Below are 23,780 nucleotides of genomic sequence, written 5' to 3'. Positions count from 1 at the left end.
GGCTGCGCGTAATTGACCGCGCGCAATGTCTGCGCGCGATCACTGAGCGAAATTGCTGCGTGGGGGAGTTTTTTCAGACGTCACACTGCTCGCGAACGAACATCGCGAGACGGTCGATTCCGACCGTGATTTCTTCGGGTGACAGATAGCTGAAGGAAAGGCGGATCTGGGGCCGCGGCTTTCCGTCGCCGTAAAAGTGGTGCATCGGCGTCCACAGGACCTTGTGGTGGCGCCCGGAGCGTTCGAGGAGCGCGTCGTCGACGGGAAACGGAACGGTGAGGACGACGAAGAATCCGCCGCCCGGCGTGTTCCAGGTCACGCGCGGCCGCGAGCCTTCGGGGAAATTGCGGGCCAGTTCGTCCAGCACATGCCGCAGGTTGCCCTGGTAGAGCTCCGTCTCCCGGACATTGGCCGCGCGCAGGCTGTAGCCGTTGGCCACGAGCTTGCCGCCGATGACGGCCTGGGCGACCGGTGACGTATTCACCGTGAGCATGCTCTTGATCTTCGCGAGCTCGTCGGCGAGGAGGACGACGCCGGCGCGGTCGCCGCTCCTGCGCACGTGCTGGTCCGCGACCACGAACCCGATGCGGGCGCCCGGCAGTCCGGTCTTGGCGAACGAGCCGAGGTAGACGACGCGGCGCCGGTCGCCGTCGAGCGACTTGAGCGTGGGCAGCGGCTCGCTGCCCGGGGCGGTGAACAGGCCGTACGGGTTGTCCTCCAGGATGAGGAAGTCGTGCTCCTCGGCCAGCCGGATCAGCGCCTCGCGGGCGTCGGCCCCGAGGGTGGCGCCGGACGGATTGGCGAAGTCCGCCACCACGTAGCAGGCGCGCGGCCGCAGGCCCGCGGCCTTGGCCTCCTCGACGACCCGTACCAGATCGTCGAGGTCGATGCCCGCGGAGCTCTCCCGCACGGGCAGCACCCGCATGTCCGTCAGTTCGGCCGCGCCGGTCGCGCCCACGTAGCAGGGCATCGGGGCGAGCAGCACGTCCTTGTCGCTGCCGCGCAGGGCGCGCAGCGTGAGGAAGAGCGCCTCCTGGCAGCCGACGGTCACGACGACGCTCTCCGGGTCGACGTGGATGTTCTCGTCGACGGCGAGGTTCTTCGCGATCAGGTCGTGGATGATGCCCTTGGTCCGCCCGTACTGCAGCATCGTGCGGCGCACCCGGGCCTCGTCACCGCCGTACTCGGACCGCAGATGCTCCTCGAAGGTCCGCAGATGACGGTGTACGTCCTCGGTGTCGAGGAACCCCTCGTACGGCCGTCCCGCGGCCATGGAAAGGGCCTCCGGGAAACGGTGGGAGATCTCGTTGAGGAAGTTCATCGACTCGATGACCGGCGAATCGAGGGACCCGTGCAGGAATTCCGCGTCAAGCTCGGCACTCACGCCCGCACTCGCACCCACACCCGTGACGTCTTCTTCGCGCATAACCTGGCACTCGGCGACAGCGGCCGAATTTCCCCCTTTTAAACGGAACGGGGCACAGGTTCATCACGTGTCACGCAGAGAAAGGGAACCCGGCCCCCGCCGACGGGTCCCCCTGAAACACGACGTGCGGCGCCTATGGACACCGGGCACAGCTCGCTCGATTTTTGATCGAATCAAGATCGATTCAATCACGCTCCCTGATAGAGCGTCAACCCACACCGCACACAGCCGCCCACACCACACCACACCCCCACCCCCCCCTTTTCCCCAACGGGACTTGCCGCCCCCAAACCACACGCCAACACCTCCCCGCCCCACACCCCCCACACCACCCATCCAACTGCCCGCAATGTGAGGGTCATTGCGACATGGCAGGCAGGACCCCGGCTGCCGTCCCCGCGCCCCCGGAGGCTAGGCTCATCCGCGGGTGCGGAGCGTGCCCGGCCCGCAGTCTGAATCCTCCAAAGGGGTCGAGAAATGAATCTGGCCGCCAACGAGAACTTGGCGAATATCAGTAATGTGCTGATCTATTCGGCAATGGCCGTCTACACGTTGGCCTTCCTCGCCCATATCACCGAATGGATTTTCGGCAGCCGCAGCAAGGTCGGCCGCACGGCGGCCGCGCTCGTGGCGGAGGAGGCGAGCGGCGGCGCGGCCGGCGGGAAGACCCGGGCACAGGCGGCCGAGGGCGGCGGCACCGCCGTACTGGAACGCCCCAAGGTCGTCGAGCGGTCGCGCTTCGAGACCCGCGACATCGCCGACGGCCCCGGCGCGCACGGCGACGACACGCAGGGCGACCTGTACGGCCGTATCGCCATCTCCCTGACGACGCTCGCCTGCCTCATCGCGGCGGGCGGCGTGGTGAGCCGCGCGCTGTCCGTGAAGCGGGCGCCGTGGGGCAACATGTACGAGTTCTCGATCACCTTCTCGACGGTGGCCGTCGGCGTGTACCTCGCCCTGCTCCTCGCCAAGAAGAACGTGCGCTGGATCGGCCTCCCGCTGGTCACCAGCGTCCTGCTCGACCTGGGCATCGCCGTCACCTGGCTCTACACCGACAGCGCCCCGCTCGTCCCCGCGCTCCACTCGTACTGGCTGTGGATCCACGTCTCCACGGCGATCTTCTGCGGCGCGACGCTCTACATGGGCGCGCTGTCCGCGCTGGTCTACCTCTTCCGCGACCGCTTCGAGGTACGGCTCACCGACGGCCGCGTCGCCGCGTCCGAGCGCGGCCTGGCCCTCGCCCTGCGCGACAAGAAGGGCCCGGCCGGAGCCCGCCTGATGCTGTGGGCCCGCGTCGCGGGCAACGACATCATGTCCCGCCTGCCCTCCTCGGCCTCCCTGGACCGCCTCTCCTACCGCATCAACGCGGCGATCTTCCCGCTGTGGACGTTCACGATCGTGGCGGGCGCGATCTGGGCGGGCGACGCCTGGGGCCGCTACTGGGGCTGGGACCCCAAGGAGGTCTGGTCCTTCGTCACCTGGGTCGGCTACGCCTGCTACCTCCACGCCCGAGCCACGGCCGGCTGGAAGGGCCGCAAGGCCGCGTACATCGCCCTGGCCGCCTTCGCCGCGTACCTGTTCAACTACTACGGAGTGAACTTCCTCTTCGGCGGAAAGCACTCGTACTCGGGGGTCTGACCCCCACACGCGAAAAGGAGCTGGGCCCCTTCCCGTGGGAAGGGGCCCAGCTCCTTTTGCTTGCTCACTGCTGCGGAAATGCGGTAGCGAAAGTGGCCATCCAGCGCGTCCAGCACGACACAACGCCATCCACTCCCGACCTTGTGTACACATGGCACACTCGGTACGCTTGAGCGCATGACGCTACCGCTGCCCATAGAGTCCATCCGCGACGTACGTGCGCACCTGGCCGAGGTCGTGGAGCGCGCCGATCGTCATGACGTGCCCACCGTGATCACCCGACGGGGCAAGCAGGTCGCCGCCGTCGTCTCCATCGAGGTGCTGCGCAAGTACCAGGAGTGGGAAGAGCGCGAGATCAACCGGATCATCGACGAGCGCATGGCCAACCCCGCACCCGGCATCCCGATCGAGGACATCATGAGGGAGACGCTGGCGCGCGGTGAGTGAGTACCGGACCGTCTTCCGGCCGGAGGCACAGGCCGAGCTCCGGAAGATCCCTCGCGACCTGGCCCTGCGCATCCTGGCCAAGCTGACGGAGCTGGAAAGCGATCCCCTCGGCTTCAACACCACCGCGCTCGTGTCACAGCCGGAGCGCCGTCGACTGCGGGGCGGGGACTACCGGGTCGTCTACACGATCGACAACGGAGAGCTCATGGTGTGGGTCGTCCACGTCGGGCATCGCTCCTCCATTTACGACACCTGATCCGACACAGGATCGACGAAGGGGTTGACTCCCGGAGGAGTCAACCCCTTCTGACGTGTGTGTTGGCCAAATCAACGATGTGGTGTTACTTCATCCGCTCAGACGTTGAAGCGGAACTCCACCACGTCCCCGTCCTGCATCACATACTCCTTGCCCTCCATGCGCGCCTTGCCCGCCGCGCGGGCCTCCGCTACCGAACCCGTTTCGACCAGGTCCTCGAAGGAGATGACCTCGGCCTTGATGAAGCCCTTCTGGAAGTCAGTGTGGATGACACCGGCTGCCTCGGGGGCCGTCGCGCCCTGGGGGATCGTCCAGGCGCGGGATTCCTTCGGGCCTGCCGTGAGGTAGGTCTGGAGGCCGAGGGTGCGGAAGCCGACGTGGGCGAGGGTGGCGAGGCCGGGCTCTTCCTGGCCCACCGACTGGAGGAGTTCGAGGGCCTCGTCCTCGTCCAGTTCCGCGAGGTCGGACTCCAGCTTCGCGTTGAGGAAGATCGCCTCCGCGGGGGCGACCAGCGCGCTCTGCTCGGCCTTGAACGCGTCGTCCGTCAGCTCGTCCTCGTCGACGTTGAAGACGTAGAGGAAGGGCTTGGTGGTGAGGAGGTGCAGGTCGTGGAGGAGTTCCTCGTTGCCGGAGCCCTGGACGATGCCCGCCGAGAAGAGCGTGTCGCCCTTCTCCAGGATCTCCTTGGCCGCCTCGACCGCCTTCACCTTCGGGGCGATGTCCTTCTTGATGCGCGACTCCTTCTGGAGGCGCGGCAGGACCTTCTCGATCGTCTGGAGGTCCGCGAGGATCAGCTCGGTGTTGATCGTCTCGATGTCGTCCTTGGGCGAGACCTTGCCGTCGACGTGCACGACGTTCTCGTCCTTGAAGGCACGGATGACCTGGCAGATCGCGTCCGACTCGCGGATGTTCGCGAGGAACTTGTTGCCGAGGCCCTCGCCCTCGCTCGCGCCGCGCACGATGCCGGCGATGTCGACGAAGTCGACCGTCGCCGGGAGGACCTTCTGGGAGGAGAAGATCTCGGCCAGTTTCGTGAGGCGGGGGTCGGGGACGCCGACCACGCCCACGTTGGGCTCGATCGTGGCGAACGGGTAGTTGGCCGCCAGCACGTCGTTCTTGGTCAGGGCGTTGAACAGGGTCGACTTGCCGACATTCGGCAGACCGACGATTCCGATCGTGAGCGACACGTTGCGACTTCCCGTACGTGAGGGCTGTGGGTGGACGGCCCGGAGGGCCGGAACGACCGTGGGGCGATCCCCCAGTCTACGGCGTGCGTCCGCCGCCCCCGCCTGCCCGTCGCCTCCGCTTCGAACGGATGGCCAAGGTCGGCCCAAGGGCGTGTCCCGCGCCGGATTCCGCGCCGCGCCCCGCCTAGGTTGGTCCAGTGGAGCAACACAGGACGCGTCCCCCTCAGTCCGGCCCCAGGACCACCTCACCGGCCAGGCCCCGCCGGCCCGCCCCGCTGCCCCCGCAGGGACGGCCCGCCGCCGCGGGCACGACGTACCGGTCCGCGCCCCGCCCGCGCCGTCCCGTTCCACCGTTCGTCCGGGCCCTGCGAAGGGCCCCTCTGTACCGCGCGCTGCGGCGCATGCCCAACCCCCGTCTGACCGGGCTCGGCAGCGGTCTCTTCTGCACGGCGGTGATGTTTCTGCTCGCCTGCCTGCTGCATCTGATCGGCGACGGTTCCGTCGTCGCGTACGGCGTGCTCTTCGTGCCCGTCGCCGCCCTGACGGCCCTCTGGGTGCGCCCCGCCGACCTGGTCACCGCCCCCGTGGCCGTACCCATCGCCTTCGCCGCCGGGGTGCTGCCCGTGGCGGAGGGCACGGCCGGGTTCGGCGGTCAGTTCATGGGGGTCGTGACGACGCTGGCGCTCCAGGCCGGCTGGCTGTACGGCGGAACGCTCCTCGCCGGGATCATCGTGACCGTACGGAAGGTTCGGCTGATGCTGTTGCGGAGGCAGGGGCGGCTGACAGCCGGTGGCGGTGGCGGTAGCGCTGGTAGCGGGGGCGGGGGCGGGGCTTCCGCCGGGAAGGCAGGGAACGCCGGGAACGCCGGCACCACGGGGAAGCGCCTGCCCACCGCCTAGCGTCCCGCCCTACGCCTCCGCCGCCGCCATCGCCGCTCCCACGATCCCCGCGTTGTTCTGCAGCTGCGCCGGGACGATCTCCGCCGAGATGCCCTCGATGAGCGGCAGGAACTTCTGCGACTTGCGGCTGACGCCACCGCCGATGATGAACAGCTCGGGCGAGAACAGCATCTCCACGTGCGCGAGGTACTTCTGTACGCGGCGTGCCCAGTGCTCCCAGCTCAGGTCCTCGTCCTCGCGCGCCTTGGAGGAGGCCTTCTTCTCCGCGTCGTGGCCGCGCAGCTCCAGGTGGCCGAGCTCCGTGTTCGGGACCAGGCGGCCGCCGGTGAACAGCGCGCTGCCGATGCCCGTGCCGAGGGTGAGCAGGATGACCGTGCCGGTACGGCCGCGGCCCGCGCCGAAGTGCATCTCGGCGACGCCTGCCGCGTCCGCGTCGTTCAGTACGGTGACCTCGGTACCGCCCAGCCGCTCGGAGACGAGCTTCTGGATGTCCGTGCCGATCCAGCTCTTGTCCACGTTGGCGGCGGTACGAGCCGTGCCGTTGGTGATCACGCCGGGGAAGGTCGCGCCCACGGGGCCCGTCCAGCCGAAGTGCTGGACGACCTCGCACACGCCGTCGACCACGGCGTCCGGGGTCGCCGGTTGGGGGGTCAGCACCTTGTGGCGCTCTTCTGTCAGGTCTCCACGATCCAGGTCAACGGGAGCGCCCTTGATCCCGGATCCGCCGATGTCCACACCGAAGATCTGCATGGCTCCCACCGTACGACGCCCGCACCCCGGACGCGGGACGGCCCGGCCGCCTCCACGGCACTCGACCGCCCGCGCCGCCTCAGCGCCGCGACCGTCCACGCCGCCTCAGCCCTGCGACAGCTCCGCCGCCTCGGCGCGCAGGTCCCTGCGGAGCTCCTTGGGCAGCGAGAAGGTGATGGACTCGTCGGCCGTCTTGACGGTCTCGACGTCGCCGTAGCCCCGCTCGGCGAGCCACTCGATGACACCGTCGACCAGCACGTCCGGCACGGAGGCGCCCGAGGTCAGGCCGACCGTCGTCACGCCCTCGAGCCACGACTCGTCGATTTCGCCGGCGTTGTCCACCAGGTACGAGGCGGCGGCGCCCGCGTCGAGGGCGACCTCGACCATGCGGATGGAGTTCGAGGAGTTCTTGGAGCCGACGACGATCACCAGCTCGGCGTCCTCGGCGAGCTTCTTCACCGCGATCTGACGGTTCTGCGTGGCGTAGCAGATGTCGTCGCTGGGCGGCGAGAGCAGGTTCGGGAACTTGCCCTTCAGTGCGTCGACGGTCTCCATGGTCTCGTCCACGGAGAGGGTCGTCTGGGAGAGCCAGACGACCTTGTCCGGGTCGCGGACCTCGACGTTCGCGACGTCCTCGGGGCCGTCGACCAGCGTGATGTGGTCGGGCGCCTCACCCGACGTACCGATGACTTCCTCGTGGCCCTCGTGCCCGATGAGGAGGATGTCGTAGTCCTCCTTGGCGAACCGGACCGCTTCCTTGTGGACCTTCGTGACCAGCGGGCACGTCGCGTCGATGGTGGCGAGCTTGCGCTCCGCGGCCTCCGCGTGGACGGTCGGGGCCACGCCGTGCGCGGAGAACATCACGATGGACCCCTCGGGCACCTCCGCCGTCCGGTCGACGAAGATCGCGCCCTTCTTCTCCAGGGTCTGCACCACGTACTTGTTGTGGACGATCTCGTGGCGTACGTAGATCGGGGCCCCGTACTGCTCCAGGGCCTTCTCGACGGCGATCACGGCACGGTCCACGCCCGCGCAGTAGCCACGGGGAGCGGCGAGCAGGACACGGCGGGAGCCAGGCGTAGCAGTCATGCCCCCCATCGTAAGGCCGCGTCCAGCGCGTCAAAGATCGCCCGGTTGGGGACACTGGGGACCTGCGTTGATCTAGGCGTCGCTCTTACGGCGCTCCACGGAGGCACGGAGGCACGATGTCCGGACAGTCCGCCAGTACGGGAGCCCACGCCGAGCCCTCGGGGGGCGCCGAGTCCCCACGAGGTGACGGGCTGCGGCGCAGCCTCGGCTTCCGCGACCTCGTGGTCTACGGTCTGCTGTTCATCGCTCCCATGGCGCCGGTCGGCGTCTTCGGGACGCTGGACGCGAAGTCGCACGGCGCCGTCGCCCTCGTCTATCTGATCGCCACGGTCGCGATGGCGTTCACCGCATTCAGCTACGCGCAGATGGTGCGGGTCGTTCCCCAGGCGGGGTCCGTGTTCGCCTACGCGCGCGCGGGGCTCGGCAACGGGCCCGGGTTCATCGCCGGGTGGATGGCGATGCTCGACTACCTCCTCATTCCGGCGGTCGCGTACCTCTTCTCCGGCATCGCCATGAACTCGCTGGTTCCGTCGGTGTCCCGGTGGGTGTGGACGGCGCTCGCGGTGCTCATCACGACCGCGCTGAACCTGTGGGGCGTGCGGACGGCGGCGCGGGTGGGCTTCGCGGTGCTCGCCCTGGAGGTCGTGGTCCTGCTGGTCTTCGTCGTGGCCGCGGTGGTCGTGCTGGTCAGGGACGGTGCTACGCGCGACTGGCTGTCGCCGCTGGCCGGGGACGGGTCACAGGGCGCGTTCGCGCTGTCGGCGGTGGTGGGCGCGGTGTCGATCGCGGTCCTGTCGTATCTGGGCTTCGACGCGATCGCCTCCTTCGCGGAGGAGGTGACGGGCGGGTCGGCGAAGGTCGCGCGGGCGGTGCTGGTGTGTCTGGCGCTCGCGGGCTTCCTGTTCATCCTCCAGACGTATCTGGTGGCCCTCCTGGAGCCGATGTCGTCGGCCGAGCTCGCGGCGGACCCGGGGAAGCAGGGCACGGCGTTCTACGACGCGGTGGACTCGGCCGCGGGGTCGTGGCTGCACGATCTGGTGGCCGTCAGCAAGGCGATCGGGGCGGCGTTCGCGGCGTTGGCCGGGCAGGCGGCGGCGGGGCGGCTGCTGTTCGCGATGGCGCGGGACCGGCGGCTGCCGAGGATTCTGTCGAAGACGGACTCCGGTACGCCGCGGATCGCGCTGCTGTGCGCGGCCGTCGTGACGCTGGTGGCCGCGGTGTGGGCGGCCCGCAGGGACGACGGCATGGACCACCTGGTGTCGGTGGTCGACATCGGCGCCCTGACGGCGTTCCTGCTGCTGCACGCGAGCGTGGTGGGCTGGTTCGCGCTGCGCCACCGGGACGCGGCGTTCTCCTGGTGGCGCCACGTCCTCGTCCCGGTCCTGGGGGCGGCGATCGTGGTGGCGGTCATCTGGGAGGCGTCGGGCTCCGCCCAGGTGGTGGGGGCGGTGTGGCTGGGGGTGGGGCTGGTGGTGCTGGTTGCTCAGGGGGCGGATCGCGGTGCGGGCGCGGGGGCATCGAAGGCGTAGGGCGCCTCTTCGCGGGCCGGGCCTCCCGTGCGGAGCCCGCCCCCCCGGCGGGCCCCGCCCCGTCCTGCCTCCCGTGCGCCTGCGGGTCGCTCTCGGCTGGTCGCGCAGTTCCCCGCGCCCCTGGGGTGGTCCGGGCCGCAGTGCGTGTGCGGGACGGTGGGGGTTGAGCGCGCAGTTCCCCGCGCCCCTGAGGGGCGCGCCTCTCGGTCGTGCGTTCGGCCGGGGTCACCAGGGGCGCGGGGAACTGCGCGACCAGCCGCAGACGACCCGCACCCGGCCAGAGGCAGCAGGTACACGCGCAGGGCCCCGCGCCAGGCAGGCGGCAAGGCACGACACCGCAAAAGGCCGGGCGGCCCGGCTACGCTCGGCGCATGGCTCTCAACACGTCCGCCGACGCGCCGATCCCCGTCGGCGAGGTGTCGCGGCTCATCGGTGGGTGGATCGACCGGCTCGGTGCCGTCTGGGTGGAGGGGCAGATCACGCAGCTGTCCCGCAGGCCCGGTGCCGGCGTCGTCTTCCTGACGTTGCGCGACCCGTCGCACGACATCTCCGTGAGCGTCACCTGCTACCGCCAGGTGTTCGACGCGGTGGCGGACGTCGTGTCCGAGGGCGCCCGCGTCGTCGTACGCGCGAAGCCGGAGTGGTACGAGCGGCGGGGTCAGCTGTCGCTGCGGGCCGCCGAGATAAAGCCCGTCGGGGTCGGTGAGCTGCTCGCCCGGATCGAGCAGCTCAAGAAGAGCCTGGGCGCGGAGGGCCTCTTCTCGCCCGAGCGCAAGAAGACGCTGCCTTTCCTGCCCCAGCTCATCGGGCTCGTCACCGGCCGTGCCTCCGCCGCCGAGCGCGACGTCCTGGAGAACGCCCGGCACCGCTGGCCCGCCGTCCGCTTCGAGGTGCGCAACGTCCCCGTTCAGGGCGTCCACGCCGTGCCGCAGGTCGTGCAGGCCGTGAAGGACCTGGACGCCCACAACGAAGTCGACGTGATCATCGTGGCGCGCGGCGGCGGCAGCGTGGAGGACCTGCTCCCCTTCTCCGACGAGCAGCTCGTGCGCGCCGTGGCCGCGTGCCGTACGCCGGTCGTGTCCGCCATCGGTCACGAGCCGGACAACCCGCTCCTGGACCACGTCGCGGACCTGCGCGCCTCCACCCCCACCGACGCCGCGAAGAAGGTCGTGCCGGACGTCGGCGAGGAGTACGAGCGCGTGCAGTGGCTCCGCGACCGCGCCCGCCGCAGCATGGACGCCTTCCTCGACCGGGAGACCCGCGGCCTCGCGCACGCCCTCGGCCGCCCCTCCATGGAGCACCCGCACCGCATGGTCGAGGAGCGCGAGGAGCAGGTCTCCGCGCTCGTCGACCGCAGTCGGCGCACGCTCGGGCACCTCCTCGACCGGGCCGGTTCGGAGCTGGCGCACACCCACGCGCGCGTAGTGGCCCTCTCCCCCGCCGCGACCCTCCAGAGGGGGTACGCGGTGCTGCAGAAGCCGGACGGCTCGGTCGTCCGGTCCCCCGAGGACGTGGACGCCGACGACGAGCTGAAGGCACGCGTCGCCGAGGGCGCCTTCACCGTACGAGCGGTACCGGCGGCGCGAACCGCACAGAGTGACCACGATGACGAGAATTAGGGTGGGCGCATGACCAGCACAACGGACGACGTCACCGGCTCCACGGACGCGCTCGGCTACGAGCAGGCGCGGGACGAGCTCATCGAGGTGGTGCGCCGCCTGGAGACCGGCGGCACGACCCTGGAGGAGTCGCTCGCCCTGTGGGAGCGCGGCGAGGAGCTGGCGAAGATCTGCCGGCGCTGGCTCGACGGCGCCCGCGCCAGGCTCGACGCGGCTCTGGCCGGCCCGGAGATGGACGACGAGGCGGACGACGAGACGCACGCCGACGGCGTCTGAGCAGAAACAGCGCTGACCTGCGGTTTGTGAACCGGATCACGCAGCTCCAGTTTTGATTGAAAGTTGAACAGTGGCGGCGTACTGTCGTAGTCGTGAGCCCGGTGACGGGTTCCGCAGACACCCCGTACGTTCAAGAAGGTTGATTCATGTCTCTCGCACTTGACCCCGCCGCCCAGGACCTGCTCTTCCGCGAGGCCCGCACCGCGAACACCTTCACCGACGAGCCGGTCACCGACGAGCAGGTCCAGGCCATCTACGACCTGGTCAAGTACGGCCCGACCGCCTTCAACCAGTCGCCGCTGCGCGTCACCCTGGTCCGCTCCCCCGAGGCCCGCGAGCGCCTGGTGCAGCACATGGCCGAGGGCAACCGTCCGAAGACGGCCACCGCGCCGCTCGTCGCGATCCTGTCCGCGGACAACGAGTTCCACCACGAGCTCCCCGCCCTGTTCCCGCACTTCCCGCAGGCCAAGGACGTCTTCTTCGCGGAGCGCCCGGCCCGTGAGCAGGCCGCCCTGCTCAACGCCGCGCTGCAGGCCGCGTACTTCATCGTCGGTGTCCGCGCCGCCGGTCTGGCCGCCGGTCCGATGACGGGCTTCGACCCGGCCGGCCTCCAGAAGGAGTTCCTGGACGACGACCACACCCCGCTGATGGTCGTCAACATCGGCAAGCCGGGCGAGGACGCCTGGTTCCCGCGCTCCCCGCGCCTGTCCTACGACGACGTCGTCACCACGGTCTGAGCGGAGCGGAGCGAGCCCCCTCGCGCCTGCCCCACGACATGCGAAAGGCCCCCGGCACATCGCCGGGGGCCTTTCCGTCTCTGCGACCAGGAAGTTCAGGACATCTTCAGCGACTCGGCCATCTTCGCCAGCTGATCGAAGGACGCCGTGCCCGTGACCACCGTCGTGGCGCCCTCCCCCTCGATCACCAGGGCGTCGTACTTCGAGCCCTCGTACCGCTGCCAGGTGCGGCCGCCGATCTCGTCGGCGGCCTCCGACTTCGAGGCGTTCTGCGTGACCCTCTTGATGAACGCGGACGGCTTCTCCGTCGACTGCTCGATCGCCACGTACTGCTCGTCCGGATCGAGGAAGCCCAGGTGCCAGGTGTCGTGGTCGGCGCCGTTGAACCGCACGGACGTCGGCTTCCACGCCTTGGCCAGGCCTTCGGGCGCCGCCACGGGGTAGGCCGCGGCCCGGCGGGCCGTCAGGAGCTCCACGCGGTAGTCGACCCGCTTCACGGAGCTCTTGGACTCGTTGTGCGGGACGAAGATGTAGATCACACCCGCGACGAGTGCGATCACCACCAACGACCACAGCATGTTCTTGACGGTCTGAGTGCCTTGTCTTCCTGCCACGCCCCCATGGTCTCAGGCGCGGCCCGCGCACCTTCCCCCGGTCTCGCCCTCACCGCCCTCCGCCGCTCATGCGTGGGGCCCTCTGCTCATTTTGTCGGCCTACGGATAGAGTCGTTCACAATCCCTCATCCGGCCGTCGTCGTATCAAGCAGAAAGGTGCGCTCCGATGACCGAGCATCATCTCCCGTCCGAGCTCGAGGTCTCTCCCGAGGCTCCCGACCGCAACCTCGCCCTGGAGCTCGTCCGGGTCACCGAGGCCGCCGCCATGGCCGCGGGACGCTGGGTCGGCCGCGGCGACAAGAACGGCGCCGACGGCGCCGCCGTGCGCGCCATGCGGACCCTCGTCCACACCGTCTCGATGAACGGCGTCGTCGTCATCGGCGAGGGCGAGAAGGACGAGGCCCCGATGCTCTTCAACGGGGAGCGCATCGGCGACGGCACCGGCGCCGAGGTCGACATCGCCGTCGACCCCATCGACGGCACGACGCTCTGCGCGAAGGGCATGCCCAACGCCATCGCCGTGCTCGCCGCCGCCGACCGCGGCGCCATGTTCGACCCGTCCGCCGTCTTCTACATGGACAAGCTCGTCACCGGCCCCGAGGCCGCGGACTACGTCGACATCAACGCGCCCGTCTCGGTCAACGTCCGCCGCGTCGCCAAGGCCAAGAACTCCTCGCCCGAGGACGTCACGGTCATGATCCTCGACCGCCCCCGGCACGAGGGCATCGTCAAGGAGATCCGCGAGACCGGCGCCCGCATCAAGTTCATCTCGGACGGCGACGTCGCGGGCTCGGTCATGGCCGTCCGCGAGGGCACGGGCGTCGACCTGCTGATGGGCATCGGCGGCACCCCCGAGGGCATCATCTCGGCCTGCGCCATCAAGTGCCTGGGCGGCACCATCCAGGGCAAGCTGTGGCCCAAGGACGACGCGGAGCGCCAGCGCGCCATCGACGCCGGTCACGACCTGGACCGCACGCTCTCCACGGACGACCTGGTCAAGGGCGACAACGTCTTCTTCGTCGCGACCGGCATCACCGACGGCGAACTGCTCCAGGGCGTCCGCTACCGCGCGGCGACCGCTTCCACGTCGTCCCTGGTCATGCGCTCCAAGTCGGGCACGATCCGCAAGATCGACTCCGAGCACCGGCTGTCGAAGCTGCGCGCGTACAGCGCGGTCGACTTCGACCGCGCGAAGTAGGGCCGCGGACGGTCGAACCGGGCTGTCGTATGTCGATGGGGGCGTCCCGTGCGGGGGGGGGCGCCCCCATCGGCGTACGCACACAGGTGTACGCGGTCCGCCGCGTGTGTCCTATCCCGCCGCGGCTATCCCTGCCGCGTGCGCCGCTTTCTGCAGCTCCAGGTCGCGCCTGCGGCGGCGGGCCAGGACCACGCGGCGCTCGGCGGCGGTGAGGCCGCCCCACACGCCGTACGGCTCGGGTTGCAGGAGGGCGTGCTCGCGGCAGTCGACCATGACGGGACAGCGGGCGCAGACGCGCTTGGCGGCCTCCTCGCGGGAGAGCCGCGCCGCGGTCGGTTCCTTGGACGGGGCGAAGAAGAGTCCGGCCTCGTCACGGCGGCACACGGCCTCCGTGTGCCACGGGGCGTCATCGTCCCGATCTCGCACTGGCTCACGCTGGGCCGGGACAGCGGCGACCTGCGGAGACTGATGCGACGACGGTTGCAGCACGGTCTACTCCTGACGACGGCTTCGCGAGCGAGAGACGATGCAGCAAGCTCTACCCGCTGTGTGCGCGCCTATGCACTGAGTTCCGATGTCCGGAAGTCCGGACTCCCCGCGCCCCCCGAGTGCCCCGCGTACGCCCTCAGTGCCCGAGGTGCTTGCGCAGCTGCCGATGCAGATCACGGACGAGCTTGCCGCGCTTGGGCCGGGCCTCGATGCTGCCCATGACCGCTACGCCGTCCACGAAGACGACCGGGGCGTCCTGGTCCGGGGAGTCGAGCGTGTCCACCTCGTAGCTGCCGAGGACGCCCGTGCCGCTGCCGCGCAGCGAGACGTTCTCCGGGACGTGGACCTCGACCGAGCCGAAGAGGGCGAACGCCTTGATGACGACCTGGCGGTGCTCGAAGATCGCCTCGCTCAGGTCGATCTCGACGCTGCCGAACACGGCGTACGCATGGGTGCGCCGGCCCACGCGCCAGCGGCCGCGGCGCACCGAGCCGCTCAGCACCGCGACGAGGTTCTCGTCCGCGACCGGCGGGACGACGCCCGGGGACGGCCGGGACGGCGCGGGCTCGACGGCGGGGCGGCGGGCGGACGGCTGCTCGTGCGCCGCCGGCAGGTCCCGCACCAGCGGCTCCAGCTCGGCCATGGTCTTGGCGCGGTAGACCCCGTCGATCCGCTCGGCGTGCTCGTCGGTGGTCAGGCGGCCCTCGGCCAGGGCCTCCCGGAGTATGTCCGCGGTGCGGTCCCGGTCGGCGTCGGAGGCACGGAGCGCTGAGGGCTGCTGCTTTTCGAGGTCCACACCGGCAGCGTACCCAAACGCGATAGATCGCGACTACCCCTGTGGACAACCGGCCGCCGGTTACTGAGCCTTACCTCACAAACCCGGCCGGGTCAGCGCGCTCTACGCTGGTTGACGCGTCGCCAATGGAGGCCGCGCCGCTGTCTGCCGAGTGAGGAATGGCCGCAATGCCAGAGTTTGAGTACTCCGATCTGCTTCCCCTGGGAGAGGACACCACCCCGTACCGGCTGGTGACCGCCGAGGGTGTCTCCACCTTCGAGGCCGACGGGCGGACGTTCCTCAAGGTCGACCCGGAGGCCCTGCGCAAGCTCGCCGCCGAGGCCATCCACGACATCCAGCACTACCTGCGCCCCGCGCACCTCGCCCAGCTGCGGCGCATCGTCGACGACCCCGAGGCGTCGGGCAACGACAAGTTCGTGGCGCTCGACCTGCTGAAGAACGCGAACATCGCGGCGGCCGGCGTGCTCCCGATGTGCCAGGACACCGGCACCGCCATCGTCATGGGCAAGCGCGGCCAGAACGTCCTCACCGAAGGTGAGGACGAGAAGGCGCTCTCCAAGGGCATCTTCGACGCGTACACGAAGCTCAACCTGCGCTACTCGCAGATGGCTCCGCTCACCATGTGGGAGGAGAAGAACACCGGTTCCAACCTGCCCGCCCAGATCGAGCTGTACGCGACGGACGGCGGCGCCTACAAGTTCCTCTTCATGGCCAAGGGCGGCGGCTCCGCCAACAAGTCGTTCCTCTACCAGGAGACGAAGGCCGTCCTGAACGAGGCCTCCATGATGAAGTTCCTGGAGGAGAAGATCCGTTCACTGGGCACGGCCGCGTGCCCGCCGTACCACCTGGCGATCGTCGTCGGCGGCACGTCCGCCGAGTTCGCCCTGAAGACCGCGAAGTACGCCTCCGCGCACTACCTGGACGAGCTGCCGGCCGAGGGCTCCCCCACCGGCCACGGCTTCCGGGACAAGGAGCTGGAGGAGAAGGTCTTCGAGCTGACGCAGAAGATCGGGATCGGCGCGCAGTTCGGCGGCAAGTACTTCTGCCACGACGTGCGCGTGGTGCGCCTGCCCCGGCACGGCGCCTCGCTGCCCGTCGCCATCGCCGTCTCCTGCTCGGCGGACCGCCAGGCCACCGCGAAGATCACCGCGGAGGGCGTCTTCCTGGAGCAGCTGGAGACGGACCCGGCGCGCTTCCTGCCGGAGACCACGGACGAGCACCTGGGCGAGGAGGAGAACGTCGTCAGGATCGACCTCAACCAGCCCATGGACGACATCCTCGGCGAGCTCACCAAGCACCCGGTGAAGACCCGCCTCTCGCTCACCGGCCCGCTGGTCGTGGCCCGCGACATCGCGCACGCCAAGATCAAGGAGCGGCTCGACGCGGGCGAGGAGATGCCGCAGTACCTGAAGGACCACCCCGTGTACTACGCGGGCCCGGCGAAGACCCCCGAGGGTTACGCGTCCGGTTCCTTCGGGCCGACCACCGCCGGGCGCATGGACTCCTACGTGGAGCAGTTCCAGGCCGCCGGCGGCTCCAAGGTCATGCTGGCCAAGGGCAACCGCTCCAAGCAGGTCACGGACGCGTGCGACGCGCACGGCGGCTTCTACCTCGGCTCGATCGGCGGTCCGGCCGCGCGTCTCGCGCAGGACTGCATCAAGAAGGTCGAGGTCGTCGAGTACGAGGAGCTCGGCATGGAGGCGGTCTGGAAGATCGAGGTCGAGGACTTCCCGGCCTTCATCGTCGTCGACGACAAGGGCAACGACTTCTTCCAGAACCCGGCTCCGGAGCCGACGTTCACGCACATCCCGGTGCGGGGCCCGGGCCTGGCGTAGCACCGGTGCGGGGGTGCGCCCCGTCAGGGGCGCGGGGAACTGCGCGACAAGCCACAGCGCACCCGCGGAGACAGTCCGCGCAGCCCCCCCCCAGGCCTCAGGCGAACCGCTGGTTCGCCGCTCCCGTGCACTTCTGCAGCCGCACCGGCTCCTTGGCCCCCGCGAGGGTCAGACAGAGCCCGGTGTCGGCGGCGGGACGCACCGTGCCCGCGTCACGGACGAACTTCTGGTTGCCGCCTCCGTGGCAGTTCCAGAGCGTGACCGCGGTGCCTTCCTCGTACGCGCCGTCGGGCACGTCCAGGCAGCGGTCCTGGGTGAGGCCGGTGTGCAGCGAGCGCTGTCCACCGGTACCGCCGTCGTACCACCAGGTCTGGTTGCGGTTGCCGGTGCAGTCCCAGCCCTGGACCTTGCTGCCGTTGCGGCTCTTCGAGGCGTCGACGTCGACGCAGGTGCCGGTGGCCGCGTTCTTCAGGGGCCGGTACGCGTCGTCCCAGGCGCCCTCGTACAGCTTCGGGCTGCCCGTGCTCGCGGGGTCGGCGCAGCTGCCCTCGCGCTGCTCGGAGCGGTAGATCTGCGTGAGGCAGGACGCGAAGGCGGCGTGGCCGCGGGCGTTGGGGTGGAAGGACTGGCGCACCGAGTTGGAGTCCGGCGGGAACGGGTTCGACACGTCCACGTAGAGACCGCGCGCCCAGGTGTCCTCCATGCAGACCTCGTGGCCGTGGAAGAGGCGGGAGTTGTCGAGGTAGGTGGCGCCCGCGTTCCGCGCGGCTTTGCGCATGCCGGTCTCGAAGGCCGGGACCGCGGTGTTGCGGCCCCACTCGGTGTCGGAGTCGTAGCCGAGCCCGCCGCAGGCCAACTTGCCGGGGAACTTGGGGTTGTCGCGGAAGTCCGGGCCGATCGGGCTGGGGTAGCCCATGGCGACGAGTTTGTAGTCGCCCTCCTGGTAGCCCGCGTCCTTCATGACGGTCTTCAGGTCGCGGATGGACTGCTCGACCTTGGGGACGAGGGCGTCGACGCGCGCCTGCCAGCCGTCGTTGTACTTGCCGGCGCAGGGCCCCTGGAGGAGCAGGTAGCGGGTGACGCAGTCCGTCATCACGGGGGCGAACTGGAGGTCGTCGTTGGCGCCGATGACGAGCAGGATCGTCTTGATCTTCGTGTTGCGCGCCTTCACGGCGAGGTTGTCGCTCTGGACCAGCTCGTCGGCGTACTGCTTCTGGCCGCCGATCCTGATGTTGACGGTCTGCGCGCCGGAGCAGGCGACGTTGTACGTCACGTCGGCGGGGATGCCGGTGCGGTGGATGGCGGCGTCCGGCGAGCGGTGGCACCAGTTGTCGGGGCCGTCCGTGCCGGGTTCGTACGTGCCGACGCCCTCGCCGGAGATCTCGCTGTCGCCGAGCGAGATCAGGCCGGTCTTGCGGTCGGCCATCGGGCGCTCGGCGGGGCTGCCGTAGAGCTTGGTGGCCTCCGCCGCCCGGATCTTCTCCAGCTCGGGCGGCAGGGGCGTCGCGGCCGTGGCCCTCGCCCCACCGCCGTCCGCCGCCTGGGCGGGTGCGGCCGCGGCCGTGCCGAGCACGACCGCCATCGCGGCGGCCGCCGCGAACGAACATCGCAGCCGTCCCCTGCCGCCGTTTCGCCCGCTGCCTCTGATGCGCTTCATTGCGCCTCCCCGGTGTGGTGTTACCCAGGGTTTTTACTGGTCAGTAGCAGGCTTGGGAATACCTGGAACAAGACAAGTGCTCAACTTTCTACGGGGTTTGAGCGGAGAGGTAGGTTCAGCGCATGACCAGCGACGCCAGCGACGGCCACACCGGCGAGTACCGGACCGAGCACGACTCCATGGGCGAGGTGCGGGTCCCCGCGCACGCCAAATGGCGCGCCCAGACCCAGCGGGCGGTGGAGAACTTCCCCGTCTCGGGGCAGGTCCTGGAGCGCGCCCACATCGCCGCGCTCGCCCGGATCAAGGCGGCCGCCGCCAAGGTCAACGCGGAGCTCGGGGTGGTCGACAAGGACGTCGCCGACGCCATCGCGGACGCGGCGGCCGAGGTCGCCGAAGGGCGCTGGGACGACCACTTCCCCGTCGACGTCTTCCAGACCGGCTCCGGCACGTCGTCCAACATGAACACCAACGAGGTCCTCGCCACCCTCGCCACCGAGCGCCTCGGCCGCGACGTGCACCCCAACGACCACGTCAACGCCTCGCAGTCCTCCAACGACGTCTTCCCGTCCTCGATCCACATCGCGGCCACGGGCGCGGTCAGCAACGACCTGATCCCCGCGCTCGAACACCTCGCCGCCGCCCTGGAGCGCAAGGCCGAGGAGTTCTCGGACGTCGTGAAGTCCGGGCGCACGCACCTCATGGACGCGACGCCGGTGACGCTCGGCCAGGAGTTCGGCGGGTACGCGGCCCAGATGCGGTACGGCGTCGAGCGGCTCCGCGCCTCGCTCCCCCGCCTCGCCGAACTGCCGCTGGGCGGCACCGCCGTGGGCACCGGCATCAACACGCCGCCCGGCTTCTCCGCGGCCGTCATCGCCGAGGTCGCGCGGACCACGGGGCTGCCGCTGACCGAGGCGCGCGACCACTTCGAGGCGCAGGGCGCGCGGGACGGCATCGTCGAGACCAGCGGGCAGCTGCGCACGATCGGCGTCGGCCTGACGAAGATCGCGAACGATCTGCGGTGGATGGCGTCGGGCCCGCGCACCGGCCTCGCCGAGATCAGCCTGCCGGACCTCCAGCCCGGCTCCTCGATCATGCCCGGCAAGGTCAACCCGGTCATCCCGGAGGCGGCGCTGATGGTCGCCGCGCAGGTCACGGGGAACGACGCGACGGTCGCGGCGGCGGGCGCGGCCGGCAACTTCGAGCTGAACGTCATGCTGCCGGTCATCGCCAAGAACGTCCTGGAGTCCGTCCGGCTCCTCGCCAACGTGGCGCGCCTGCTCGCCGACCGCACCGTCGACGGCATCACCGCGCACCGCGAACGCGCCAGGGAGTACGCCGAGTCGTCGCCGTCCGTCGTGACGCCCCTGAACAAGTACATCGGGTACGAGGAGGCGGCGAAGGTGGCGAAGAAGTCCCTCGCGGAGCGGAGGACGATCCGCGAGGTCGTCCTCGAATCCGGGTACGTAGAACGGGGCGATCTCACCCTGGAACAGCTGGACGAGGCGCTGGACGTCCTGCGGATGACGCATCCGTAGCGACACCGCCTCTCGGCACAGGCGGGCGTCTAGTATCTGTGCATGACAGACCTCGACGGGAAGACGGCGGCCGGTGGCGGGGTGGCGCGGTGGGCGCCCGGTGACCACATCCTGTGGCGGTACCGGGAGAACTCCGGGAACCGGGTCCACATCTGCCGCCCCGTCACCGTCGTGCGGGACACCGACGAGCTGCTCGCCGTGTGGATGGCGCCCGGCACCGAGTGCGTGAAGCCGGTGCTCGCGGACGGCACGTCCGTCCACGACGAGCCGCTGGCCACCCGCTACACCAAGCCCCGCACCGTCCGCCGCGACCGCTGGTTCGGCACCGGCGTCCTGAAGCTGGCCGGGCCGGACGAGCCGTGGTCGGTCTGGCTGTTCTGGGAGCCGGGCTGGCAGTTCAGGAGCTGGTACGTGAACCTGGAGGAGCCGCGGACCCGTTGGTCCGGAGGCGTCGACTCCGAGGATCACTTTCTGGACATCTCCGTGAGCCCGGACCGCAGCTGGCGCTGGCACGACGAGGACGAGTTCGCCGAGGCCCGCAGGGTCGGTCTGATGGACGCGGGAAAGGCCGCTGACGTACGTGCGGCGGGCCGCGCCGCGCTCGACGTGATCGCCGCTTGGGGGGCGCCGTTTTCGGACGGCTGGCAGCACTGGCGTCCCGATCCGTCCTGGGTCGTACCGTCCCTTCCGGATGACTGGGACCGTACGCCCGCGCATGTGTCGTCATGAGACCCTTGATGCGCCCCCGTGGTTCAAACGTAGGATCGTCCTCCGCAAGGGCGCACAGCAGTAACTCCGAGGGTCTGCGCGGTGCCTGACAGGAAGTCATCGAGGGGCGGCAGAACGTGAGCGAGGACCGCAGAGGTCAGGCCGAGGCCTTTGATGCCATCGGGCAGCACTACGACGACGCCTTCCCGCACAAGGAGGGTCAGCTGGCCGCGGGGCGCCACCTCATGGCGGCCCTTCCGGCCGGTTCCCGGGTCCTGGACGTGGGCTGCGGCACCGGTCTGCCGACCGCCCGGCAGCTGACCGAATCCGGCCACTCGGTGCTCGGCACGGACATCTCGACGGGCATGCTGGACCTGGCGAGAAAGAACGTGCCCGCCGCCGAGTTCCGACAGCTCGACATCGCCGACCTGCGGGCCGAAGGATCCGGCGGAGTCGGCAGGTTCGACGGCATCACGTGCTTCTTCGCCCTCCTGATGCTGCCGCGCGCCGAGATCCCCGAAGCACTGCGGCTGCTGCACGGCCTGCTGCGGCCGGGCGGCCTGATGGAGCTGTCCATGGTCGAGGCCGACCTGGACGACGCGGCAATTCCGTTCCTGGGGCACACAATCCGGGTATCGGGTTACCTGCGGGACGAACTGCGGCAGGTCGTGCGGGACGCGGGATTCGAGATCACCGGCGAGGACACGTATGCGTACGCCCCCGCAAGCACCGACGCACCACCCGAGCACCAGGTCTTTCTGCACTGCCGACGCGGCTGAGAGCCTGTCCTTGAACCCCCGTCGTTCGCGCGGAGCGCGGGCGCAGTGGCGTTCGGTGCGTGCGATCGGCGTGCGGCGTGCCGGGTCATGTGGCGGAGCCACCTGTCCTGACACGCCGTGCGCCGAGCGTGCGTGCCGGCCTCGGGGCGCAGGCGGGGGTTCGAAGACAGGCTCTCAGCAACGTGCAACGCTGGACGGCGCGCACCGCGCGCAGCCCCGGACGGACGGATTCAGAACGCGTGACGGAGCACCTCACCCCCCACGAGGGTCGCAAGGCACCAGCTGCCCGGCCGACCGCCCCCGCGGATGCCCGCGGGGCGCTGCTGCGTTCCCCGGAGACTTCGGAGGGCGGTGGCAGCACAGCCGTGCCGTCCTTCGGTGAGCACACCCAGCCCTCGGCCGCCGAGCCCGACCCGCACCGCCCGCGCCCCGTGCCCGAGAGCGGCGTGCCGTCCCAGGCGGGCCCCGCGCCCGTGGGGCCGCCGGACGGCGAGGAGCGGCGCTCCGGTCAGCCGAGGCCGCCCGGCACGGGCCCGGTGGCGATGCGGCGCGACGGCGACCGGCTGCGCTTCGTGGGCGCCGCGACCCGGCGCATCGCCCGCGGCATCGACCTCGACGAAATCGTGATGGGGCTGTGCCGGGCGACGGTGCCGACGTTCTCCGACGCGATCCTGGTCTATCTGCGCGATCCGCTGCCGGTCGGCGACGAGCGGCCCACGGGCCCGCTGGTGCTGCGGCTGCGCCGCACCGACCGGCTGCGCTCCATCGAGGAGGGCGGCGAGGAGCCGGACACCGACGGCGGCAGCACGCTGCCCGCGCTGCAAATGGTGCAGCCCGACATCACCGACGTGACGGGCAGCGCCGAGCTGTGCGAGGTGCGGCCCGGCGGCGCGCTCGCCGAGGTGCTGCGCGGGGTGCGCCCGGTCTTCGCCGACTCGGCGGCGGCGCGCGCCGCGCTGCCCGAACTGCTCGGCGAGGGGCGGACCCTGCCGGGCGGGCAGCGGGGCATCCTCGCGCCGCTGCGGGGGCGCCGCCGGGTGATCGGCGCCGCCGTGTTCCTGCGCCGGCCCGACCGGCCCGCGTTCGAGGCGGACGACCTGCTGGTCGCCGCCCAGCTCGCCACACACAGCGCGCTCGGCATCGACAAAGCGGTCCTGTACGGCCGCGAGGCGTATATCGCCGACGAGTTGCAGCGCACCATGCTCCCCGAGACGCTGCCGCGCCCGACCGGCGTGCGCCTCGCCTCGCGCTATCTCCCGGCCGCCGAGACGGCCCGGGTCGGCGGCGACTGGTACGACGCGATCCCGCTGCCCGGCAGCCGTGTCGCCCTGGTCGTCGGTGACGTCATGGGGCACTCCATGACGTCGGCGGCCATCATGGGCCAGCTGCGGACGACCGCACAGACCCTGGCCGGGCTCGACCTGCCGCCGCAGGAGGTCCTGCACCACCTGGACGAGCAGGCGCAGCGGCTCGGCTCCGACCGCATGGCGACCTGCCTGTACGCGGTGTACGACCCGGTCTCGCACCGCATCACCATCGCCAACGCGGGGCACCCGCCGCCCGTCCTGCTGCACCTGGGCGGCCGGGCGGAGGTCCTGCGGGTGCCGCCGGGCGCCCCCATCGGCGTGGGCGGCGTCGACTTCGAGGCCGTGGAGCTGGACGCCCCCGCGGGCGCGACGCTGCTCCTCTACACGGACGGGCTCGTCGAGTCCCGCCTGCGCGACGTGTGGACCGGCATAGAGCAGCTGCGCGAACGGCTCGCCGCCACCGCCCAGCTGACGGGCCCGGACCACCCGCCGCCGCTGGAGGCGCTCTGCGACGAGGTGCTCGACATGCTCGGCCCCGGCGACCGGGACGACGACATCGCGCTGCTCGCCGCCCGCTTCGACGGGATCGCGCCGAGCGACGTGGCGTACTGGTTCCTCGAACCGGAGAACGCGACGCCGTCCCGGGCCCGTCGGCTGGCCCGCAGCGCGCTGGCCCGCTGGGGCCTCGAAGAGCTGACCGAGTCGGTGGAGCTGCTGGTCAGCGAGGTCGTGACGAACGCCGTGCGGTACGCGTCGCGGCCGATCACGCTGCGTCTGCTCCGCACCGACGTGCTGCGCTGCGAGGTCGGCGACGACGTGCCGCAGCTGCCCAGGCTGCGCCAGGCGCGTGCCACGGACGAGGGCGGCCGCGGCCTGTACCTGGTCAACAAGATGGCGCGGCGCTGGGGCGCCACGCGGCTGAGCACCGGGAAGGTCGTCTGGTTCGAGTTGAACCGGAGCTGACAGGACCCGGCGACGTACGGGCAAGTACACGGAAAGGCGCCCCGGA

The 23,780-nt window shown here is 70.5% G+C and carries 22 protein-coding genes; 14 read left to right on the top strand and 8 right to left on the bottom strand.

The genetic code is table 11. From position 1 onward, the window contains the following. Positions 1–73: 73 nt before the first annotated feature. Positions 74–1,402, bottom strand: coding sequence for an aminotransferase-like domain-containing protein (locus AC07DO_RS22180; RefSeq protein ID WP_479062471.1), 1,329 nt, complete (start codon positions 1,400–1,402; stop codon positions 74–76). Between the two features lie 501 nt (positions 1,403–1,903). Between AC07DO_RS22180 and ccsB the strand changes: the two genes are divergently transcribed. The 3 genes from ccsB to AC07DO_RS22165 all read left to right on the top strand — a co-directional run bounded on the left by ccsB (position 1,904) and on the right by AC07DO_RS22165 (position 3,767). Further along, entirely contained in the window at positions 1,904–3,064 is a 1,161-nt protein-coding gene (gene ccsB / locus AC07DO_RS22175; RefSeq protein ID WP_479061926.1) for a c-type cytochrome biogenesis protein CcsB, read from the top strand. Positions 3,065–3,241: 177 nt separating this feature from the next. Then, positions 3,242–3,511: a type II toxin-antitoxin system Phd/YefM family antitoxin gene (locus tag AC07DO_RS22170; RefSeq protein WP_479061924.1), complete on the top strand. Its 270-nt coding sequence runs from the start codon at positions 3,242–3,244 to the stop codon at positions 3,509–3,511. Beyond that, positions 3,504–3,767, top strand: a complete 264-nt coding sequence (locus AC07DO_RS22165) for a type II toxin-antitoxin system RelE family toxin (RefSeq protein ID WP_479061922.1) — start codon at positions 3,504–3,506, stop codon at positions 3,765–3,767. The genes AC07DO_RS22170 and AC07DO_RS22165 overlap by 8 nt, the downstream gene beginning before the upstream one ends. Before the next feature lie 98 nt (positions 3,768–3,865). Here the strand turns inward: AC07DO_RS22165 and ychF are convergent, their stop codons facing one another. Then, positions 3,866–4,954 (bottom strand): redox-regulated ATPase YchF, encoded by a 1,089-nt coding sequence (ychF, locus tag AC07DO_RS22160; RefSeq protein ID WP_268773249.1) that lies wholly within the window; start codon positions 4,952–4,954, stop codon positions 3,866–3,868. A 401-nt stretch (positions 4,955–5,355) separates the two neighbouring features. On the opposite strand from ychF, the gene AC07DO_RS22155 reads away from it, so the two are divergent. Then, positions 5,356–5,853 carry a DUF6542 domain-containing protein gene (locus tag AC07DO_RS22155; protein WP_479061919.1) on the top strand — a complete coding sequence of 166 codons (498 nt, stop codon included), beginning with the start codon at positions 5,356–5,358 and terminating at the stop codon, positions 5,851–5,853. Between the two features lie 9 nt (positions 5,854–5,862). Here AC07DO_RS22155 and ppgK read toward each other — a convergent pair whose 3' ends face one another. Both ppgK and AC07DO_RS22145 read right to left on the bottom strand, forming a co-directional pair. Beyond that, positions 5,863–6,603, bottom strand: coding sequence for a polyphosphate--glucose phosphotransferase (ppgK, locus tag AC07DO_RS22150; protein WP_479061917.1), 741 nt, complete (start codon positions 6,601–6,603; stop codon positions 5,863–5,865). A 105-nt stretch (positions 6,604–6,708) separates the two neighbouring features. Continuing rightward, positions 6,709–7,701, bottom strand: a complete 993-nt coding sequence (locus AC07DO_RS22145; RefSeq protein WP_479061916.1) for a 4-hydroxy-3-methylbut-2-enyl diphosphate reductase — start codon at positions 7,699–7,701, stop codon at positions 6,709–6,711. A gap of 107 nt (positions 7,702–7,808) precedes the next feature. Here AC07DO_RS22145 and AC07DO_RS22140 point away from each other — a divergent pair, with 107 nt between their 5' ends. From AC07DO_RS22140 to AC07DO_RS22125, 4 genes are all read left to right on the top strand, one after another. Beyond that, complete coding sequence (locus tag AC07DO_RS22140; protein ID WP_479061915.1) at positions 7,809–9,221, top strand: APC family permease; 1,413 nt, start codon at positions 7,809–7,811, stop codon at positions 9,219–9,221. A gap of 371 nt (positions 9,222–9,592) precedes the next feature. Next, positions 9,593–10,840 (top strand): exodeoxyribonuclease VII large subunit, encoded by a 1,248-nt coding sequence (gene xseA / locus AC07DO_RS22135; protein WP_479061914.1) that lies wholly within the window; start codon positions 9,593–9,595, stop codon positions 10,838–10,840. Between the two features lie 9 nt (positions 10,841–10,849). Then, on the top strand, positions 10,850–11,116 hold the full coding sequence (locus tag AC07DO_RS22130) for an exodeoxyribonuclease VII small subunit (protein WP_479061912.1): 267 nt from the start codon (positions 10,850–10,852) through the stop codon (positions 11,114–11,116). 146 nt (positions 11,117–11,262) lie between these two features. Beyond that, positions 11,263–11,853: a malonic semialdehyde reductase gene (locus tag AC07DO_RS22125; RefSeq protein WP_479061911.1), complete on the top strand. Its 591-nt coding sequence runs from the start codon at positions 11,263–11,265 to the stop codon at positions 11,851–11,853. Positions 11,854–11,948: 95 nt separating this feature from the next. On the opposite strand, the gene AC07DO_RS22120 is transcribed toward AC07DO_RS22125, so the two are convergent. Beyond that, positions 11,949–12,467: a DUF4245 domain-containing protein gene (locus tag AC07DO_RS22120; RefSeq protein WP_479061910.1), complete on the bottom strand. Its 519-nt coding sequence runs from the start codon at positions 12,465–12,467 to the stop codon at positions 11,949–11,951. A gap of 166 nt (positions 12,468–12,633) precedes the next feature. On the opposite strand from AC07DO_RS22120, the gene glpX reads away from it, so the two are divergent. Then, positions 12,634–13,665: a class II fructose-bisphosphatase gene (glpX, locus tag AC07DO_RS22115; RefSeq protein WP_479061908.1), complete on the top strand. Its 1,032-nt coding sequence runs from the start codon at positions 12,634–12,636 to the stop codon at positions 13,663–13,665. Positions 13,666–13,776: 111 nt separating this feature from the next. On the opposite strand, the gene AC07DO_RS22110 is transcribed toward glpX, so the two are convergent. Next, the gene (locus AC07DO_RS22110) at positions 13,777–14,154 is read right to left on the bottom strand and encodes a WhiB family transcriptional regulator (protein WP_479061907.1); all 378 of its coding nucleotides are present in this window, start codon (positions 14,152–14,154) and stop codon (positions 13,777–13,779) included. Between the two features lie 136 nt (positions 14,155–14,290). Continuing rightward, entirely contained in the window at positions 14,291–14,950 is a 660-nt protein-coding gene (locus AC07DO_RS22105) for a DUF1707 SHOCT-like domain-containing protein (protein ID WP_479061906.1), read from the bottom strand. Positions 14,951–15,108: 158 nt separating this feature from the next. Here AC07DO_RS22105 and AC07DO_RS22100 point away from each other — a divergent pair, with 158 nt between their 5' ends. Further along, positions 15,109–16,785 carry a fumarate hydratase gene (locus tag AC07DO_RS22100; protein ID WP_479061905.1) on the top strand — a complete coding sequence of 559 codons (1,677 nt, stop codon included), beginning with the start codon at positions 15,109–15,111 and terminating at the stop codon, positions 16,783–16,785. Positions 16,786–16,882: 97 nt separating this feature from the next. On the opposite strand, the gene AC07DO_RS22095 is transcribed toward AC07DO_RS22100, so the two are convergent. After that, entirely contained in the window at positions 16,883–18,442 is a 1,560-nt protein-coding gene (locus AC07DO_RS22095) for a ricin-type beta-trefoil lectin domain protein (RefSeq protein WP_479061904.1), read from the bottom strand. 122 nt (positions 18,443–18,564) lie between these two features. Here AC07DO_RS22095 and AC07DO_RS22090 point away from each other — a divergent pair, with 122 nt between their 5' ends. The 4 genes from AC07DO_RS22090 (at position 18,565) to AC07DO_RS22075 (ending at position 23,734) form a co-directional block, all read left to right on the top strand. Further along, a complete protein-coding gene (locus AC07DO_RS22090) occupies positions 18,565–19,977 on the top strand; it encodes a class II fumarate hydratase (protein WP_479061902.1) in 1,413 nt (470 codons plus the stop codon). Between the two features lie 42 nt (positions 19,978–20,019). Then, positions 20,020–20,706, top strand: a complete 687-nt coding sequence (fomD, locus tag AC07DO_RS22085) for a cytidylyl-2-hydroxypropylphosphonate hydrolase (RefSeq protein WP_479061900.1) — start codon at positions 20,020–20,022, stop codon at positions 20,704–20,706. A 116-nt stretch (positions 20,707–20,822) separates the two neighbouring features. Further along, positions 20,823–21,464, top strand: a complete 642-nt coding sequence (locus AC07DO_RS22080) for a class I SAM-dependent methyltransferase (protein WP_479061898.1) — start codon at positions 20,823–20,825, stop codon at positions 21,462–21,464. Between the two features lie 239 nt (positions 21,465–21,703). Next, a complete protein-coding gene (locus AC07DO_RS22075; protein ID WP_479061896.1) occupies positions 21,704–23,734 on the top strand; it encodes an ATP-binding SpoIIE family protein phosphatase in 2,031 nt (676 codons plus the stop codon). The last annotated feature ends 46 nt before the right edge of the window (positions 23,735–23,780 follow it).

This window comes from Streptomyces sp. NPDC045678 (assembly GCF_056432085.1).
This window is presented reverse-complemented; position numbering and strand designations above follow the sequence as displayed.

What these genes read in the sequence shown, in the direction of transcription:
- ccsB (WP_479061926.1), top strand. Translation starts at nt 1,904, where the DNA reads ATGAATCTGGCCGCCAACGAGAACTTGGCGAATATCAGTAATGTGCTG.
- AC07DO_RS22170 (WP_479061924.1), top strand. Translation starts at nt 3,242, where the DNA reads ATGACGCTACCGCTGCCCATAGAGTCCATCCGCGACGTACGTGCGCAC.
- AC07DO_RS22155 (WP_479061919.1), top strand. Translation starts at nt 5,356, where the DNA reads ATGCCCAACCCCCGTCTGACCGGGCTCGGCAGCGGTCTCTTCTGCACG.
- ppgK (WP_479061917.1), bottom strand. Translation starts at nt 6,603, where the DNA reads ATGCAGATCTTCGGTGTGGACATCGGCGGATCCGGGATCAAGGGCGCT.
- AC07DO_RS22145 (WP_479061916.1), bottom strand. Translation starts at nt 7,701, where the DNA reads ATGGGGGGCATGACTGCTACGCCTGGCTCCCGCCGTGTCCTGCTCGCC.
- AC07DO_RS22140 (WP_479061915.1), top strand. Translation starts at nt 7,809, where the DNA reads ATGTCCGGACAGTCCGCCAGTACGGGAGCCCACGCCGAGCCCTCGGGG.
- xseA (WP_479061914.1), top strand. Translation starts at nt 9,593, where the DNA reads ATGGCTCTCAACACGTCCGCCGACGCGCCGATCCCCGTCGGCGAGGTG.
- AC07DO_RS22130 (WP_479061912.1), top strand. Translation starts at nt 10,850, where the DNA reads ATGACCAGCACAACGGACGACGTCACCGGCTCCACGGACGCGCTCGGC.
- AC07DO_RS22125 (WP_479061911.1), top strand. Translation starts at nt 11,263, where the DNA reads ATGTCTCTCGCACTTGACCCCGCCGCCCAGGACCTGCTCTTCCGCGAG.
- glpX (WP_479061908.1), top strand. Translation starts at nt 12,634, where the DNA reads ATGACCGAGCATCATCTCCCGTCCGAGCTCGAGGTCTCTCCCGAGGCT.
- AC07DO_RS22100 (WP_479061905.1), top strand. Translation starts at nt 15,109, where the DNA reads ATGGCCGCAATGCCAGAGTTTGAGTACTCCGATCTGCTTCCCCTGGGA.
- AC07DO_RS22095 (WP_479061904.1), bottom strand. Translation starts at nt 18,442, where the DNA reads ATGAAGCGCATCAGAGGCAGCGGGCGAAACGGCGGCAGGGGACGGCTG.
- AC07DO_RS22090 (WP_479061902.1), top strand. Translation starts at nt 18,565, where the DNA reads ATGACCAGCGACGCCAGCGACGGCCACACCGGCGAGTACCGGACCGAG.
- fomD (WP_479061900.1), top strand. Translation starts at nt 20,020, where the DNA reads ATGACAGACCTCGACGGGAAGACGGCGGCCGGTGGCGGGGTGGCGCGG.